General features: G+C 41.5%; 13 protein-coding genes and 1 riboswitch. Of the genes, 7 read left to right on the top strand and 6 right to left on the bottom strand.

Features of this window, described 5'->3' with window-relative positions; all coding sequences use genetic code 11:
• Positions 1-68: 68 nt before the first annotated feature.
• From BMG01_RS05260 to BMG01_RS05270, 3 genes are all read right to left on the bottom strand, one after another.
• Entirely contained in the window at positions 69-2,873 is a 2,805-nt protein-coding gene (locus BMG01_RS05260; protein ID WP_158082475.1) for a BspA family leucine-rich repeat surface protein, read from the bottom strand.
• A 231-nt stretch (positions 2,874-3,104) separates the two neighbouring features.
• On the bottom strand, positions 3,105-5,252 hold the full coding sequence (locus tag BMG01_RS05265; RefSeq protein ID WP_004910967.1) for an AAA family ATPase: 2,148 nt from the start codon (positions 5,250-5,252) through the stop codon (positions 3,105-3,107).
• Positions 5,253-5,303: 51 nt separating this feature from the next.
• Positions 5,304-5,531: a hypothetical protein gene (locus BMG01_RS05270; protein WP_004910965.1), complete on the bottom strand. Its 228-nt coding sequence runs from the start codon at positions 5,529-5,531 to the stop codon at positions 5,304-5,306.
• Between the two features lie 275 nt (positions 5,532-5,806).
• Here BMG01_RS05270 and BMG01_RS05275 point away from each other — a divergent pair, with 275 nt between their 5' ends.
• The 6 genes from BMG01_RS05275 (at position 5,807) to BMG01_RS11320 (ending at position 11,782) form a co-directional block, all read left to right on the top strand.
• Positions 5,807-6,970: a DUF998 domain-containing protein gene (locus tag BMG01_RS05275; RefSeq protein ID WP_004910962.1), complete on the top strand. Its 1,164-nt coding sequence runs from the start codon at positions 5,807-5,809 to the stop codon at positions 6,968-6,970.
• Positions 6,971-7,051: 81 nt separating this feature from the next.
• Entirely contained in the window at positions 7,052-8,533 is a 1,482-nt protein-coding gene (gene rlmD, locus BMG01_RS05280) for a 23S rRNA (uracil(1939)-C(5))-methyltransferase RlmD (RefSeq protein WP_004910961.1), read from the top strand.
• Positions 8,534-8,535: 2 nt separating this feature from the next.
• Positions 8,536-8,934 carry a VOC family protein gene (locus BMG01_RS05285; protein WP_004910959.1) on the top strand — a complete coding sequence of 133 codons (399 nt, stop codon included), beginning with the start codon at positions 8,536-8,538 and terminating at the stop codon, positions 8,932-8,934.
• A gap of 294 nt (positions 8,935-9,228) precedes the next feature.
• Positions 9,229-10,656 carry an NADP-dependent phosphogluconate dehydrogenase gene (gene gndA / locus BMG01_RS05290; RefSeq protein ID WP_004910957.1) on the top strand — a complete coding sequence of 476 codons (1,428 nt, stop codon included), beginning with the start codon at positions 9,229-9,231 and terminating at the stop codon, positions 10,654-10,656.
• 295 nt (positions 10,657-10,951) lie between these two features.
• On the top strand, positions 10,952-11,491 hold the full coding sequence (locus BMG01_RS05295) for a DUF1440 domain-containing protein (RefSeq protein ID WP_004910954.1): 540 nt from the start codon (positions 10,952-10,954) through the stop codon (positions 11,489-11,491).
• Positions 11,492-11,623: 132 nt separating this feature from the next.
• Complete coding sequence (locus BMG01_RS11320; protein ID WP_004910952.1) at positions 11,624-11,782, top strand: hypothetical protein; 159 nt, start codon at positions 11,624-11,626, stop codon at positions 11,780-11,782.
• Between the two features lie 43 nt (positions 11,783-11,825).
• On the opposite strand, the gene adhE is transcribed toward BMG01_RS11320, so the two are convergent.
• Positions 11,826-14,528, bottom strand: coding sequence for a bifunctional acetaldehyde-CoA/alcohol dehydrogenase (gene adhE / locus BMG01_RS05300; RefSeq protein WP_004910950.1), 2,703 nt, complete (start codon positions 14,526-14,528; stop codon positions 11,826-11,828).
• A 337-nt stretch (positions 14,529-14,865) separates the two neighbouring features.
• On the opposite strand from adhE, the gene BMG01_RS05305 reads away from it, so the two are divergent.
• The gene (locus BMG01_RS05305) at positions 14,866-15,549 is read left to right on the top strand and encodes a hypothetical protein (RefSeq protein ID WP_004910948.1); all 684 of its coding nucleotides are present in this window, start codon (positions 14,866-14,868) and stop codon (positions 15,547-15,549) included.
• 37 nt (positions 15,550-15,586) lie between these two features.
• On the opposite strand, the gene thiD is transcribed toward BMG01_RS05305, so the two are convergent.
• The gene (gene thiD / locus BMG01_RS05310; protein WP_004910946.1) at positions 15,587-16,399 is read right to left on the bottom strand and encodes a bifunctional hydroxymethylpyrimidine kinase/phosphomethylpyrimidine kinase; all 813 of its coding nucleotides are present in this window, start codon (positions 16,397-16,399) and stop codon (positions 15,587-15,589) included.
• A 34-nt stretch (positions 16,400-16,433) separates the two neighbouring features.
• Complete coding sequence (locus BMG01_RS05315) at positions 16,434-16,991, bottom strand: folate family ECF transporter S component (protein ID WP_004910944.1); 558 nt, start codon at positions 16,989-16,991, stop codon at positions 16,434-16,436.
• Between the two features lie 41 nt (positions 16,992-17,032).
• Positions 17,033-17,129, bottom strand: a riboswitch (THF riboswitch).
• Positions 17,130-17,197: the final 68 nt, after the last annotated feature.

A 17,197-nucleotide genomic window follows, 5' to 3' on the forward strand; every position in this document is an offset into this window, starting at 1 on the left:
GCGTGGTTAACACGCAAAAAGTCCTTTATCTATTTTCTTCATTGTACCATTTTCACTCATTGCTGTTATCACTCTGGCGTGTCACTTAACGTCCATGTTAATTCTGATTCTAGTTGTTTGCCTAATAAATTAGTCGACAAGACAGCATTAGGGTTCAACCAAATGCTGAAGTTTTTGGTATCATCATGGTTAAATAGAATATTCTTGGTTGCGGTCGCTGATGTGCCCGACCAGAAACTGCAAGCTCCCGTGGATAAATCATTAGCGCCATATTTAATCTTCAAATCTGAATTAGCAATCGTAGCTGATTCACCATCAGTTGTCCAGTCGCTTGTTTGCGCCACGGTAACATTATACGTTGTACTGTTGTCTAAATCTTCTAAGGCTACTGAACCAGTTGTCATGTTGGTTGCCAGAGGGCTATTGCCATTAAAGAAGTCACTGGCTGCTAACGTGCCAAAATTAAGGTCATCAACTGATACAATACTTGGCGAAGCTTGATTCTTGTTGGCCCAAACATACGTTACCGGTCGAACCGCATCGTCCCACATTTCAGTGGTAGAAACCTTGTCACCTTTTGGATTCAAGACAGTGCCGTTACCAACAATCTGCCAAGCCGCGTCATTCGTGACGTAACTTGTGCTAGGAATCGTTGTGCCAGCCGCTGGTGCTGCGTCAAATCCGGGGTCCTCTGGGAATACTGTCTGTTCGCCAAGCTTAACCTGCCAAAGGTTGCTTTCTTGATCAGATTCAGGGTCCAACGCTTGCCATGAGCTAAACATGAACGCAACCGGCGAGGTAACGCCGATTCCACCCGCTTCAGGGTTCACTTCTTTTAACCCAGATAAGTCAAATGAACTAGTGTCTAATGTTTCCAGTGACGCACCCACAAACATGACTTGCATATTCTCAACACGTGCCGTATCGAAATGTGACAAGTCTAAGTGCTTCAGGCCGTTCAAGGCAAACATACCAAACATATCTGTGACATTGCTGGCATTAAAGCTAGACAAATCTAATGCCGTCAAGTTAGGCATCATTAGAAACATACATGACATATTCTCAACCTTATCAGTATTGAAATGACTCAAATCAAGGCTACTCAGTGACGCGTCTGCAAACATGTAGCTCATGTTTGTTACATTACTCGTGTTAAAACTTTCAATATTCAGCGCTGTCAAACTAGACAATCCACCAAACATCGTATCCATATTCTCAACCTTATCAGTGTTGAAGTGACTCAAATCAAGCGTACTTAACTGTGATGCGAAAGCAAACATGCCACTCATATCCTCAACATTACCAGTATCGAGATTCGTATCATCAAATGATTGTAAGTTCTCCAAATCCGAGAACAAATAGCTTGAATCCACTGGCGCTGCAACATCATCTTCAAATCTAATAGCAGTGACTAACTGTGGTAAATCTGAACCCCACCCAAAAGTCGCATTCAAGTTCTCATAAACCCCCTCAGCCAGCACCGTGGGCGAGTCGTCTTCAGACTTGTAAAAGGTCAAAACACCATCATCTGGATTCAAATACCACGGTGAATTACCATTAACACCACGCCACTTTTCGCGAGGTTGCCAAACGTACGTTGTTGTAACTGCACGACTGTCACTTGGAATGTCACCACCGGAAATCAAGGCACCAGTGGGCGCATGGTCAGTCCCCTCACCAACAATTTGCCAGCGATTGCCACTCACGTAATCACTACCAGCTCCCGGAATAGTCGAACCCACAATTGGATCCAGAATATTGGCGGCACCATCAAATGTTTGGTTCGCGCCAAGTGTTAGCTTCCATAAGCTACGATTATACATATATAGCATGTTGTCAACGTCGCATTCTGAGTTGAACGTAAAATGACTTAAATCCAGCGTCAAAACTTGTGATTGATAAAACATATAGCTCATGTCGGTCACTAGACTTGTATCAAAGCTACTGATGTCAATCGTCGTTGCGTTCGAATAATTAAACATATCACTCATATCAGTCACCGCACTCGTATCAAAACTACTCAAATCTAGCGTCGTCGCTTTTGAACCACTAAACATATATCTCATATTAGTCACTGCACTCGTATCAAAACTACTCACGTCTAGCGTTGTTGCGGCTGATTCATAAAACATATGACTCATGTCAGTGACTGCACTCGTATCAAAACTACTCAAATCTAGCGTCGTCGCTTTTGAACCAGAAAACATATCACTCATATCAGTCACCGCACTCGTATCAAAACTACTCAAATCTAACGTTGTTGCCGCTGAATAACTAAACATATCACTCATACCAGTCACCGCACTCGTATCAAAACTACTCAAATCTAGCGTCGGTGCTTGTGAACCATAAAACATTCGGAGCATTGTCGTCACATCTGATGTATCAAGATTCGCGCTATCAAACTTTTCTAAATTGGATAAATAGCAAAACATCTGACTACTATTTGAAGGTAGCTTAGCACCTGATAAGAATTTTATTTCCTTAATCATTGAGACATAGCCTGCGAACTCGGCAGCATACATAATTTCACCCGCTGCCAACGTTCCCGCTCCAAACTCCAAAATGCCGGTATCTGGGTCCAGCGTGTATGGTGATGTCCCATAAGTCCCTGTGATCGTCTCAGTTGCTTTTAACTGTGGTGCTAACGTCGGTTCACTTATTTTTTCTTTTTGCGCTACAACCGGCTTATCTGGTTCTGGCACAGGGTCAGCCTTTGGTTCTGGCTGAACTTCAACTGGTGCCTTATCAGTATCAGCCGAGGTATTAACCTCAGACTGTCTTTTTGGCATTTTAAAAACTTTATCCAGCAATGCAGCCTTTTTTGTCTTATCGTGTGTTGCTGATTTCAGATTAGATTGTTCGGCAGCCACAGCGGCTACCATTTGTACAGGACTTGCGCTAACCAGTAGCAAAGTTATCGTTAATTAAGATGGCTTTTCTAACATATTTTTTCATGCAGCATACTCCCAGTTTTATCGTCATCATTTAGTATAAAGTGGGGGGGTGAAGCTACCTTGAACAAAAGATGACCATTTTGTGAACAAATCACACAAAAAAACCAGCTCATCAATAGATGAACTGGTTCAATCATTTAACAACTATTATTCAGTTACTGGTGTCTTTGCAACCACTGCTGAGATGACTACCTTGCCGTCAACTAAGTCAGCGCTCAAAGCCTTTTCACCGGGGTTATCCAAGTAGAAATCGGTTACTTGGTCACGAATTTGTTGCTCAATGACACGACGTAGTGGACGTGCACCCATTGCTTCGTCATAACCATCTTCAATCAGATGATTCTTGACTGCTTCAGATACTTGCAATGTCAAGTCTTTCTTAGCCAATGTCTTGTTCACATCATCTAACATCAAGTCAACAATTTGCTTCAAGTCCGCCTTTGTCAAAGCGCTAAACTCAATCACACCATTGAAACGGTTCAAGAATTCAGGGCGGAAGTAAGGTGCCAACTTCTTCATCAAGTCTTCTTCGTCACCTGCTGCGCCATGACCGAAGCCGGCGTTTGATGTAGCAATAATGACTGTGTTCTTAAAGTTAACCACATTACCTTGACCATCAGTCAAGCGACCATCATCCATCACTTGCAATAGTAAGGTCAAAACTTGCGGATTAGCCTTTTCAATTTCGTCTAGTAAGACAATTGAGTAAGGATTACGACGTACTTTTTCTGTTAAGGTGTTGCTGTTGTCGTCATAACCAACATATCCTGCCGTCGTACCAATCAACTTTGATACGGCCGTCAAGTCAGAATACTCACTCATATCCAGACGGACAATGTTTTCCTTGCTACCGAACATATCCAACGCTAACTGCTTAGCAAGTTCAGTCTTACCAACACCAGTTGGTCCAACAAACAAGAACGAACCAATTGGACGATTACCTTCATCAAATCCTGCACGATTACGGCGAATTGCCTTAGCAACCATGTTAACAGCTTCATCTTGACCAATGACTTTACCAGCCAAGCGATCACCAATTGTCTTCAAGCGTTCAATATCTGAAGCACCCATTTGTGCAACGGGAATACCAGTCAAACGTTCAACTGATTCCGCAACATCATTTGGCGTTGCCACAACTTTTGTAGCATCTTCAGCACTATTGATTTTCTTCTCCAAATCAGCAATTTGGTTCTTATATTTCAAGGCTGCTTCATAATCTTCATCACTAACTGCCTTTTCTTGCTTTGCTTTAACATCAGTCATTTGCTTTTCTAGGCTGACTTTGTCTGTCACTGGATTCTTCGCTGACAAATGTGCTGCTGTCATATCCAACAAATCAATCGCCTTATCAGGTAATGACCGTTGTGGAATATACTGAACCGCATAATCAACCGCTGCTTTTAAGACATCTTCTGGCAATGAGACATGGTGGTGCTTCTCGTATAACTTAGCAATACCCTTCAAAATCTCAAGCGTGTCCTTTGGACTTGGTGCATTAACCGTTACTTCGTTGAAACGACGTGCCAAGGCAGCGTTTTTCATGATTGTGTTACGGTACTCATCTTGTGTTGTGGCACCAATTAATGAAATTTCACCACGACTCAAGGCAGGCTTGATAATATCAGCCAATCCCTTACCACCATCTTCGCCACCAGTTGAACCAGCGCCTAAGATTTGATGAATTTCATCAAAGAACAAGATGATGTTACCTGCTGTCTTGACTTCTTTCATCAAGTTTTGGATATTTTCCTCAAAAGCGCCACGGAATTGTGTGCCAGCTTCCAAGCTAGAAATATCAATGCTATAAATTTCCTTATCTTTAATGGCTGCTGGGACATCCCCATTGACAATCGCTTGTGCCAAGCCTTCAACGACCGCCGTCTTACCAACACCGGCATCACCAACTAACACAGGGTTATTCTTGGTACGACGACCTAGAATTTCTGCTGTTTCTTGAATTTCTTTGTTACGACCAATCACTGGATCAAGCAAGCCATCACGTGCTTCTTGCGTCAAATTACGACCAAGCTTTGCCAACATGCCTTCTTGCTTAACTTGTCCCGGTTGTTGTGCCATTGGGCGACCATTACCAGCCACTTGGCCGGCTTGCTGACTACCTTGTGGTAACTGACCACTTTGGCGATATTGCGCAAATTCCTCTGGTGTGACTTCGCGACCGTTAATCAAATAACGACGATTTTCCGAATTCATACCGTTCATATTGCCCATCATGTTGTTAAAAATGTCATTCATATCTGATCCGAATGGATCATTGAAAAAATTATTGTTAGCCATAGTTTAAATTCCCCTTTTTATCTACGTGCTTGTGCTTCCCCAAGCACTTGTTTACTGTTCATCAAAATAAAGTTTCTCAAGTTCTCTGAGCACTTCCCACATTGCTTTGTGTTGTGCCTTCGCGAGTGCGTCAAGATCGCGCATATTCAAGCTCGTTGCGTCTGATTGTGTTTTATTAAACGACTTGTGAATCGTTGTATACCCGTAACCAGAATCCTTCGCCACACGATAAATCGTTAGCGAATTATCATCTAAATATGCTTTAATATCAAATCTCATTGTCAATCGCCGTCCTCGTTAGTTTGACCACGCACACGATTGTGGGCGTAGTCTTGTATAAAGTTGCTGCTTCTAAACATCTAGTTACATCTCCTTTATCAAAAAGAGGCTCGTGAGATTTCATCACTCACTTTTCTTGTTCCTCTCTATATTTATAGTATATCACATTTGTGACATAACACAAGTGTAAACTATTGAATTGTTGTTTTATTTTATTACATTAGTTGTTTTCCCCTAGTGATGTCATGATAAACTAGATGTTATTGGAGAATATCATGTCTAAAACACCCTACCATATCAACTTACCTGAAGAAGTTGTCACTGAATTGCACTTACAGCCTGAACAATCATTTCATTTAACTTTACGGAACGGATCGCTCACGCTACACCCAATAGACGGTCAAAATGAAATTCAAACATTATCACTGCGACATTTCCTAGTCCCATCAGTGTTGGCGGCATTGTTATTCATTGGTTATGCACTGTATCAAAGACACTTTCAATTACCATTAGGCGGCGACAATTCAATTGCCAGCGCTGTCATTCTGTTAGGCGAAATGAGTGGTATGCTTAGTTTTTTGGTAACTTATGTTCAAGAAGTTCGTCGTCAACCTAATTCACTCAAGCGCAAAACGAGCTGGCGTGTTTTCCCTGCTTTATTGATTGCTTTTGCGATTATTTTAGCCTTTATAACCTCTGGTTTCTTTTGGGCAATTAATTACTTATTTCAAAATGTGACCTTTGATTTATTCACCTCGGTGGTGTTATTTGTTTTATTTGATGCGATTATTAATTTTTTGATGATTTACGCCGCTTTATCAATTTCGACTTTATTTATTACTGCCATTTTTGTGATGACTATGATTGGCGGCGTCTTAATTGCGATGGTAACCAACAGTTCACGGCTATGGTGGCAATATAACTTGAGCTTTTTAGGAACAGACGGCGCTCTTGACGCTTGGCAATTTAACGCAACTTTGATTTTGGCTGGCTTAATTTGGATTGCCTTAGTCGATTATTTGTTTGTACCACTGCAACAAGTCATGCGTGGCAATCACCGACTGATTGTCTTACGCGTTTTGCTAACATTATCGGCCATCTCACTAGCAGGTATTGGTGCCTTTCCAAATAACGCCGGACAACTGCATTTTATTCATGATCAAATCGCCAACGGCTTAGTCTATTTTATTTTAATTTTGATGGCTGGCAATCGGTGGTTATTACCAAATGCACCGCGTGAATTTATGGTCACTTCATACGTCATTGGTGGTGTTTTGGTCGTCACGATGCTGCTATTTGAAGTCATTGGTTATTTGTCTCTGACAGCTTTTGAAATCATTGCTTTTGGGCTGACATTAAGTTGGATTTTATTACTATTACAAAATATCTACCGGCTGTATTATCATGCCTACCAAACATTTGTCGTCAAAATTTCTTGAGGTGCCTTTCCTTTATCCAAACATGGTATGATTAAGGACGTAACGAACCGCTATTTGGCATTGCAATGCAGAAAGTAAAACATGACAACAGAAAAAAAACGGCCCTACCAAAACGGTCACAACAATACACCAAAAAAGACGACTTATAAGCAGTCTTTTAAAGGCAACCGCCGACCCAATCATGGCGCACAAGACGGGGTCAATGTTCGCGTTGGTCAAAATTTCCCATTAACAATCAAACGATTGGGTATTAATGGTGAGGGTATTGGCTATTTCAAACGCAAGATTGTCTTTGTCCCCGGCGCTTTACCAGACGAAGTCGCTGTGGTGAAAGTCACGGAAGTCGAACCAAAATACATCGCCGCCAAAGTGCTCAAAATTCGTGAGAAATCACCACAACGTGTCAAACCACTCGATGAGTACGCTGATACTGTGGGTGGCTTTGAACTTGAACACATGACCTATCCGGCGCAACTCGCCTTCAAAAAAGACGTCATTGCCCAAGCACTCGAAAAATTCCAACCCCGTGGCTGGACACACTATGAATTACGCGACACAATCGGCATGGACAACCCATACGATTACCGTAATAAAGCGCAATTCCCCGTTCGCAAAATTGGCGATAAATTAAGTGTTGGCATGTACAAACGCGGCAGTCATGAACTTGTCGATTTGCCCGTTGTACACACGCAAGACCCAGCCACCATGAAAGTTATCCGCAAGGTCGCAGAACTGCTCGATAAACTGTCTGTCTCCATTTATAATGAAGATAAAAATCGCGGAACTGTGAAAACAATTATCGCCCGTGTTTCACACACAACAGGTGACGTGCAATTGACTTTTGTCACGCATACTGATGGTTTCCCGGGAGATACGGCTTTAATTGCTGCTATCAATCAAGCATTACCTGAAGTCGTGGGTATCTTCCAAAATTACAATCCCGGTCGTACGAGTTTGGTGTGGGGTGAGGAAACGCTCAAATTATGGGGCCGTGACACGATTGAAGAGACCATTCTCGGCAAGACCTTCCAATTATCGCCTCGGGCGTTTATGCAACTCAACCACACGCAAATGACTGTGGCGTATGAAGAAGCATTAACCGCGCTAAATTTGACCCATGCAGATAAACTCGTTGATGCCTACGCTGGTGTTGGAACGATTGGTCTTACATTAGCAGACAAAGCTGGCGAAGTCCGTGGCATGGAAATTGTACCAGAGGCTGTTGATGATGCCAATGACAACGCTGCACGCAATAATATCACAAATGCACATTATGAAGTTGGCACAGCCGAAGCCTTATTTCCAAAGTGGCAAGCGCAAGGCTGGGTGGCCGACGCCTTGATTGTTGATCCCCCACGTACTGGTTTAGACACTGCTTTACGGCGCGAAATTCTACGCACAAAACCCGAGAAATTTGTTTATATTTCATGTAATGCTTCCACATTAGCACGTGATTTAGTTGATCTCGCACAAGTCTATCAGGTTGATTATATTCAAAGTATTGATATGTTCCCACAGACTGCCCGTTGGGAAGGTGTCGTTAAATTAACAAAACGAGGTTAACTATGCGCGGTGTGATACACCATATTGAAATCAATGTTGCTAATTTGGAGAAATCACGTCAATTTTGGCTACCTTTTTTAACAGCACTCGACTATGACCTTTATCAAGAATGGTCGGCTGGCTTTTCAATGAAATTAGGTGACACCTACTTAGTATTTGTCCAAACCGAAGACAACTATTTATCACCAAGTTTCCATCGCAAGCACAATGGTCTAAACCATCTCGCTTTCCATGTCGCCTCACGTCAGGAACTTGACTACTGGCGTAACTGGATTCATGAGCTTAATCTGAAAGAATTGTACCCGCAACAATATCCATACGCTGGCGGGCAAGATTACCAAGCTCTTTATTTCGAAGATCCAGATCGATTAAAAATTGAACTCGTTTACCAAGAAGTCTGAGTCATCAGGCTTTTTTTATTGTCGCGCTAATGGTTAAAACAACATCTTTTCAAAAGCCAATTTGAACACAAAAAACTCACAATTTTCACAAACATATCAAGTGACAAAAGCCATGTGCGTGTTACCATAAAAGTAACAAATCTATTATTTTATTTTGGAAAGTAGGCACTCTTTTATACCGTTGTATGAGACACTGACTAATAGATTTTGGGATAGTAAGTTAAATACAATTCAAAATAAAAATCGCAGTTCATATCACGTATAAATACGATTATTGGAAAGCAGGTAAATAGTATGACACAGTCAGATTTTGGCGTTGTTGGCTTAGCAGTAATGGGTCGCAACTTGGCACTCAACATTGAGTCACGTGGTTACACCGTTTCAGTGTTTAATCGGTCTCGCGCGCGAACAGACGATTTGGTTCAAAAGCACGCTGATAAATCATTTATTCCTAGTTATTCAATCCCAGATTTTGTACAATCTATCAAAGCCCCACGCCGTATTTTACTAATGGTTAAAGCTGGTAAAGGCACTGATGATGTGATTGACGAGTTGCTGCCACATCTATCAAAAGGTGATTTGCTCATTGATGGTGGTAACACATTCTTCCAAGATACAATTCGTCGTTCAGAAAAGCTCTCACAATCAGGCATCAACTTTATTGGCATGGGTGTTTCTGGTGGTGAATTAGGCGCACTCGAAGGACCATCGCTAATGCCCGGTGGTCAACGCGAAGCTTATGATTCAGTGGCACCTATTTTAGAAGAAATTGCCGCAAAAGCACCAGAAGATGGTCGGCCAACCGTTACTTATGTCGGTCCAAATGGTGCCGGTCACTACGTCAAAATGGTGCATAATGGTATCGAGTATGGTGATATGGAATTAATCGCCGAATCATACGATATTCTAAAGCGTGTACTCGATTTGAATGCCAATGATTTGGCCAAGACTTTTGCTGATTGGAATAGTGGTGAATTGAACTCATACTTAATCGAAATCACAGCCGATATTCTAACTCGCAAAGATGATTTGGGCTCTGACAAGCCAATAGTAGACGTTATTCTCGATCGCGCCGGTAACAAAGGCACTGGTAAATGGTCATCACAATCAGCACTTGAAGTTGGTGCACCACAGTCATTGATTACTGAATCTGTTTACGCACGCTATATTTCAGCGCTAAAAGCAGATCGTCTCGTAGCTGCCGATTTGCTAAACGGTCCTGATTTTACCTTTGATGGTGACAAAGACAGCGTCGCAGAAGATGTTCGTCAGGCACTCTACTTTGGTAAAATCATGTCTTACGCCCAAGGATTTGACCAATTACGGATGGCTTCAGATCATTATGATTGGAATCTACCATTTGGTGAACTTGCGCAATTGTGGCGTGCTGGTGCGATTATCCGAGCACAATTCCTACAACGAATCACTGACGCCTACACAACTAAAAGTGATTTGCATAATTTGCTTTTGGATAGCTACTTTAAAGACATTGCTGAAAAGTATCAAGGTGCAGCCCGCCGTGTTGTTGCACTGGCTGTGTCAGCCGGTGTGCCAACACCATCGTTGTCTGCCGCAGTCGCCTATTACGATTCCTACCGATCAGCTGTTTTGCCAGCAAACTTGATTCAAGCACAACGGGATTACTTCGGCGCTCATACTTATGAACGCGTGGATAAGCCAGCCGGTGAAATGTTCCACTATTCTTGGTATGATGAAGCCTAATTTTAACCTGTGGTAATATGTGATTTCATGTTCACTATTTCTCATAATAACTATCTATTTGTTAGTGTAAGAGCTCCGAGACTTAAATCGGAAGACAATAATACTCATTTTAAAGCTATCAAATTTTACTAATTAATTGGGTGGCTTTTTGTTTGTATCAAAATGGTGTCGCGGTTTTTTGTCCTATTTTTTTGATGATAATAGCTACTGCAACTTCTTGTCTTGACAACTAATTGATAAACGTTTACAATTAGTATTTGTTTGTTATTTTATTCACATTTTAAGGAGAGTGTTGATGTTTGTTTTAAATAAGCCAAAGGCTAGTCTCAAAGAAATCATTATCAAAAGTGTCTGGTACGGTTTCATCGCCGGTATGATTTCCGGCATGGTCAAAATTGGTTGGGAAAATATTTTTCCACCTCGTACAATTGCCCGTAACCTGATTAATCCGCCACAACACATGGCCATGCAATTAGGTATCCCAAAAAAATTAGTTGAATCTTACTTCTACTATTCACAAGATCAAAAAGTTTTCTGGTTCACCTTAATTTTGCACTTTTCATTTGCTATCGCCTTTTCAGTCTTGTACGTTTTTGTATCACAATACTGGTCAAAAATTGGCTTGTGGCAAGGTGCCGCTTATGGTATCGTTCTTTGGATTGTGTGGCACGTCATCTTGATGCCCGCCTTTGGAACTGTCCCTGCACCATGGCATCAACCATTCGATGAACATTTCTCAGAATTCTGGGGACATATCGTTTGGGCATGGTCAATTGCCGCAACCGTTTACTACTTAATCGCTAAAGATAAAAAAGGTCATCTTGAAAATATTTAATGCTAAGTTTGACACACAAAGGATAAAATTATCCTTTGTTTTTTATTACAACTGGTATTCCTCATTAATTTGCATTACAATATCTAGCAATCAGATAAATATATCCCGTCAACTTACCCTTTGGAGAACGACATGAAAAAAGACAGTTTTGGTCGCAATGATTTAGATGATACTTTAAACGATGTCACCAACCACGCAGAGCGTGGATTGAGCTTACTATCAATTAAGGGCACTATAATTTTGGTTATCATCGTGATAATTGCATTATTGATTTATGTGATGACACAATAAAACACACACAACTCATGTTGTGTGTGTTTTTCATGAACATTAATTAAAATTGATCTTTCAACAATTGCTTAATTTCTGCCAAACTAGGTTGGCGTGGGTTACCTGGTGTTGTTTGGTCATTGTAAACCAAATCAATCAAGCTATCCAAAGAATCGTCAAAGTGCTTCTTGTCAACGCCGTTGCCTGACAATGTTTGGTTAACTTCAACTGACGCAGCCAAATCCTTAACAGCTGCAATCAATGAATCAACCAATTCAACATCTGTGTTACCCTTCAAACCAAGGAAACGCGCGATGTCAGCATAGTCCTTTTGTGCTGTATAAGTTTCGTAGCGTGGATAAGGTGTACGCTTTACGTTACCAGTTACGGCATTAAACTTAATCACATGTGGCATTGCAATCGCAATGGCCAAACCGTGTGGCAATTCGAATTCACCACCAGTCTTGTGGGCCAAGGCGTGGTTGATACCCAAGAAGGCGTTAGCAAATGACATACCTGCCAAAGTTGAGGCATAGTGCATCTTTGTACGTGCGTTTTGACCTTCTTTAGTTGGGTTCTTTGGATCATAGTGATAAGAATCAGCCAAGTTATCAAAAATCAACTTAATAGCTTGCAAAGCCCAAGGACGTGTAAATTCTGAGGCCATTACTGAAACGTATGATTCCAAGGCGTGTGACAAAGCATCCAAACCAGAGAATGCAACTGTGCGCTTTGGTACAGTCATCACGAATTCTGGATCAACAATGGCAACTTCAGGTGTTAATTCATAGTCGGCCAATGGGTACTTAACGTGTGTTTCATCATCAGTGATAACCGCGAATGGTGTCACTTCTGAACCAGTACCTGATGTGGTTGGAATTGCAACCATTTGCGTCAAACGTGCATGGTAGAACTTAACAATACGCTTACGGATATCCATGAACTTTTGTTGTAGTTCTGTAAACAAGTCTTTGATAGCATCATTATCTTCCAAGATACCTTCATGACGTGTTGAATATTCGTACAAGAAACGACCAATCTTACCAGCATCCAATGCTGAACCACCACCAAGCAAAATCACTGTGTCAGGCTTAAAATCAGCCATTTGACGTGCAATTTCAACTGCTTGTGACAAAGTTGGATCAGGCTTAACTGAACCGTAGATGTTTGTTTCGACTTGTTCTTGACGCAATTCAAGTTGGCTCAAAACCTTACCAACGAAGCCGAATTGCACCATACCAGGGTCAGCCACGATGAAGGCGCGCTTAACTGATGGTAATTCTTGCAAGTAAGTAATCGCGTTTGCTTCATAATAAACTTCCTTAGGCAAACGGATCCACTGTGGACGGTTACGACGACGTGCAACAGTTTTGATGTTAAGCAAGTCGTATGTTGACAAGTTGTGAGACAATGAATTCTTCCCCCATGATCCGGTACCAAGCGTCAATGATGGACGCATAGCATCTGTATAGATATCACCAACACCACCAATTGAATCTGGTTGGTTAACTAAGATACGTGATGCACCGATTGCATCAGCATATTCTTTGATGAATGGGTCATCTTGTGAACCAATTTGGATAGCGGCGTTGTGACCAGCACCTTGATAGTTCAACAATGATTGAACTGTTTCAATGGCTTCTTCACGCTTTTCAACTTTATAAATTGACAATAATGGTGACAACTTTTCTGATGACAAAGCTTCACCAATGTTCTTTTGATCCAACTCGAACAGCAAAACATCTTTGCCTTCAGGAATCTTAACACCAGCTTGTTCAGCAATCCAACGACCTGACATACCAGCAACTGGTCCGGCTACACCGAAACCTTCGGCGTTTGGCTTGAAGACGTAATCAGCAATCTTCTTGTAGTCTTTCTTAGGCACAAGGTAAGCACCTTGTTCTTGTAATTTAGCCAAAACTTCGTCGTAAATTGGCGCTTGGATAACCGCTGAGTTTTCAGTGGCACAGATCATACCATTATCAAAACGCTTTGACAAAAGTAAGTCTGACACAGCGCGGTCAGTATCTACGGTTGCATCCAAGTAGATAGCACCATTACCAGCACCAACACCCATTGATGGGTTTCCTGACTTCAAAGCGGCGTTAACCATTGATGGACCACCAGTGGCCAAGATTGAAGCGATGCCATGATTTTGAATTAAAGCAGTTGTAGCGTAGATTGAAGGCTTTTCAATCCATTGGATAAAGTTCTTGGGTGCACCAGCTTTCACAGCTGCTTCATAAACGATTTGTGCAGCGTGAACTGATGACTTTTGTGCTTGTGGGTGGAATGCGAAGATAATCGTATTACGCGTCTTAGCTGTCAACATTGACTTAAAAATCGTTGTTGACGTTGGATTAGTTGTTGGTACGATACCAGCTAATACACCAAGTGGTGCTGCTAATTCAACCTTTCCTTGGATTTTATCTTCATTGATAACGCCAACTGTCTTGTCAAACTTAATCGCGTTATAAACGGATTCAGAGGCAAAACGGTTCTTGGTATCTTTATCTTCAACAACACCTCGACCAGTTTCATCGTGGGCTTCATGGGCCAACAATAGTGAATTTTCAGAACCAGCTAATGCCATTGCGGCAACAATTTTGTCAACCTGTTCCTGTGAAAATGTTGAAAATTCTGCCAAAGCTTTTTGTGACTTTTCGACCAATTCGGCCGTCATTTTTTCAGCTTGAGCTGTCAATTCAGCTTTTTCTTCAGGTGTCAAAACCTTTTTAGCGGGCTTCTTTGCAGTTGCTTCTGCCATAATTTGTGCTCCTTTTTGTTTGCTCATTTCTTAACAATCTAAGTATATAATAAGTGTCAAGAAAAAGCAACACTTTTAATTTTTATTTGTTAAACGCCTGATAAATGTACATTTGCAAGCGCTTACAAACACGGAAATAATATTGTGTACTTAATCACAGTATCGGCATATTTTTTAATATTACGCCTACGGCTTATTATATAACCATTCTTTGAAGAAAGTGTAAACATTGCGCCCTAAATGTTATGAAATCGTGAACTCTCAATCTAAATGTACCAAGCACTTTACGACGACAATGCTATAATAAGATAATATATTAGCTTGAGGATGAGACGACATGTATTATATTGACGGACAATTTTACCAGTTAGGGTACAAACAAAAAATTAGTTTTTTCGTTGTATCTTTAATTATCAATTCTTTTGGAAATGGTTTGAGTGTGGCAACTGCAATGGGATCAGCTCCTTGGACGGCTGGTGCTGCCAATTTATCCAATCTAACTGGTGCGCCGATCAGTTTATTCCTTGCTTTTTTTGCTACGAGTGTCGCTTTCTTGAACATGTGGCTCGCCATGCACTTTAATTGGCCCCGTTTAATTGGCAATATTGTGTTTGGCATGTCGTTTAGTTTGTTGGTTGGCGTCTTTGCTAATCTCTTTGTCTCCTTAGGCATTCGACATCTTGCTTGGTGGTGGTTACTTCCAATCGATATTTTTGCGGTGTGGACGATTGGTGTTGCTATCTCCATTTATCAGCGTGTCAATTGGATTCTACATCCCCTTGATGACTTGACCAACATTTTACGGTTTGATTATTTTCACGGCAATGCTAGTAAAGCGCAAATGAGTAACTTTGCTGTTGCCATTGGTATTTCAGCAGTCTGTTTCCCTTTCAGTCACCAGCTTGTGGCCTTAGGACTAGGCACAGTTGTATCTTTTCTTTTCCAAGGTCGTAACATCGCTTGGGCCGACCGACATATTTTTAAACGGCTTGTCCATGGTGATATCACAGGCCAAGCCTAAAAAAGTGTGAGTTGAAATTTATCAACTCACACTTTTTTTAATCAATATTTTGAGCTGCCCAATGATTAATTGGACCAAATTGATGGCCAACCGCTATTTCGCTAGCAATAGCTGCCGTTGTCACATCGTGCGCGATACGAATGGCATTAGCGACTGACTGTCCTTTGGCAATTTCAGCTGCAATGGTGGCACTTAACGTATCGCCCGTACCGTTGATATGTGTCGTATCAAAATAAGGATGGCGCAGCCAAAAATCTGATCCATCAGCTAGTAACACGTAGTCTGCAACTTCTTGTTGGTCATCTTGATGATGCCAACCTTTCACAATGACATTCTGAACACCTAGTGCCTGAATGTCCCGTGCTGCCGCTGCTTGGTCTGTTTCGCTTTGAATTGTTCGTCCTGTTAACAATTGTGCCTCAAAAAAATTAGGCGTGGCAACAGTTGCCAATGGTAGCAGCTGTTGTTTCAAAGCTTTGAACGCTTCATTTTCTAATAATTGTGTCCCATGTTTCGTAGTAATAACGGGATCAACGACCAATGGCCCAAAATCGTAAGTCTGATATGCCTTAACTACCGTACCAATTAAAGCTGCATCAGACAGCATTCCCGTCTTACTAGCTTTGATTTTAAAATCATCAGCCAAAGCCTCAAACTGTTGGTCAATAAACGCCAATGGTAATGTTTCCGCTGCGTGGATACCGTAAGAATTACCCGCAACAGCTGCCACTAGAACACTCATGCCATACGTCTTACGAATAAAAAAGGTGTGTAAATCAGCTTGCATACCAGCTGAGCCATCAGAATCAGAACCGGCAATTGTTAATACTTGAGGAAATTCGTTTGTCATAATAACCTGCTTTCAAAAAAACAGCCGAAGCTGTTTAACTAAAAATTATTTTTGTTGTGCGGCGTACCACCGGATTATTTAGAAAGAAATAGGTGATAGCAACTTGGATTGGGTACATAATTAAGTTTTTGATAATTCTTGGTATTGCGAACGCCACCAATGATGGCCAATCATGCGCTGTATGATACATGATTACCAGCCAAGCTGTGTTCATCACAATGTTAGTGATGAGCAACACCAATCCAACGGCAACAATAATTCGCCATAGACTTGTGTGATCTTGACGATAATAAGCTAGCGCATAAATTAATGTTGAAACAACCGCCGTCAACGTAAACCCAATGAAGAAGACACCGGGATTAACAATCGTGATATTAACCACGTCTAATACGGCAGCAATCAACATCGACCACAGCGGACCATACCACTTGGCAATCAAAGACATTGCCACGAACGAAAAGCTGACTTGTAGCACGTTCGTCCCAACAGTGAATTTGTTTAACGCCATGTCAATGGCCATTAAAGATGCCAAAACAACAAATTGGCGTGTGTCTAATTTTGACAGCGCCCATGTACGCGATGTACTTTCCATAATAAAGAACCTCCGAGTGGAGTGTTCACCTATATGATTATATTGGTGAATGTGATTGATGCACCGCACACAAGCGTGTTTCGTCAGCGACCCACATTCCGTTTCCGCTGCACTTAACGCGCATCAATCTACCCCGATTTTATTTTGTCTTATCGACAACGAACATTGTAACACCAAATGAACCGAACGTTGGTATTAAAGTTAGC

The sequence above is a fragment of the Leuconostoc sp. BM2 genome (assembly GCF_002095565.1).
GTDB lineage: Bacteria > Bacillota > Bacilli > Lactobacillales > Lactobacillaceae > Leuconostoc > Leuconostoc falkenbergense.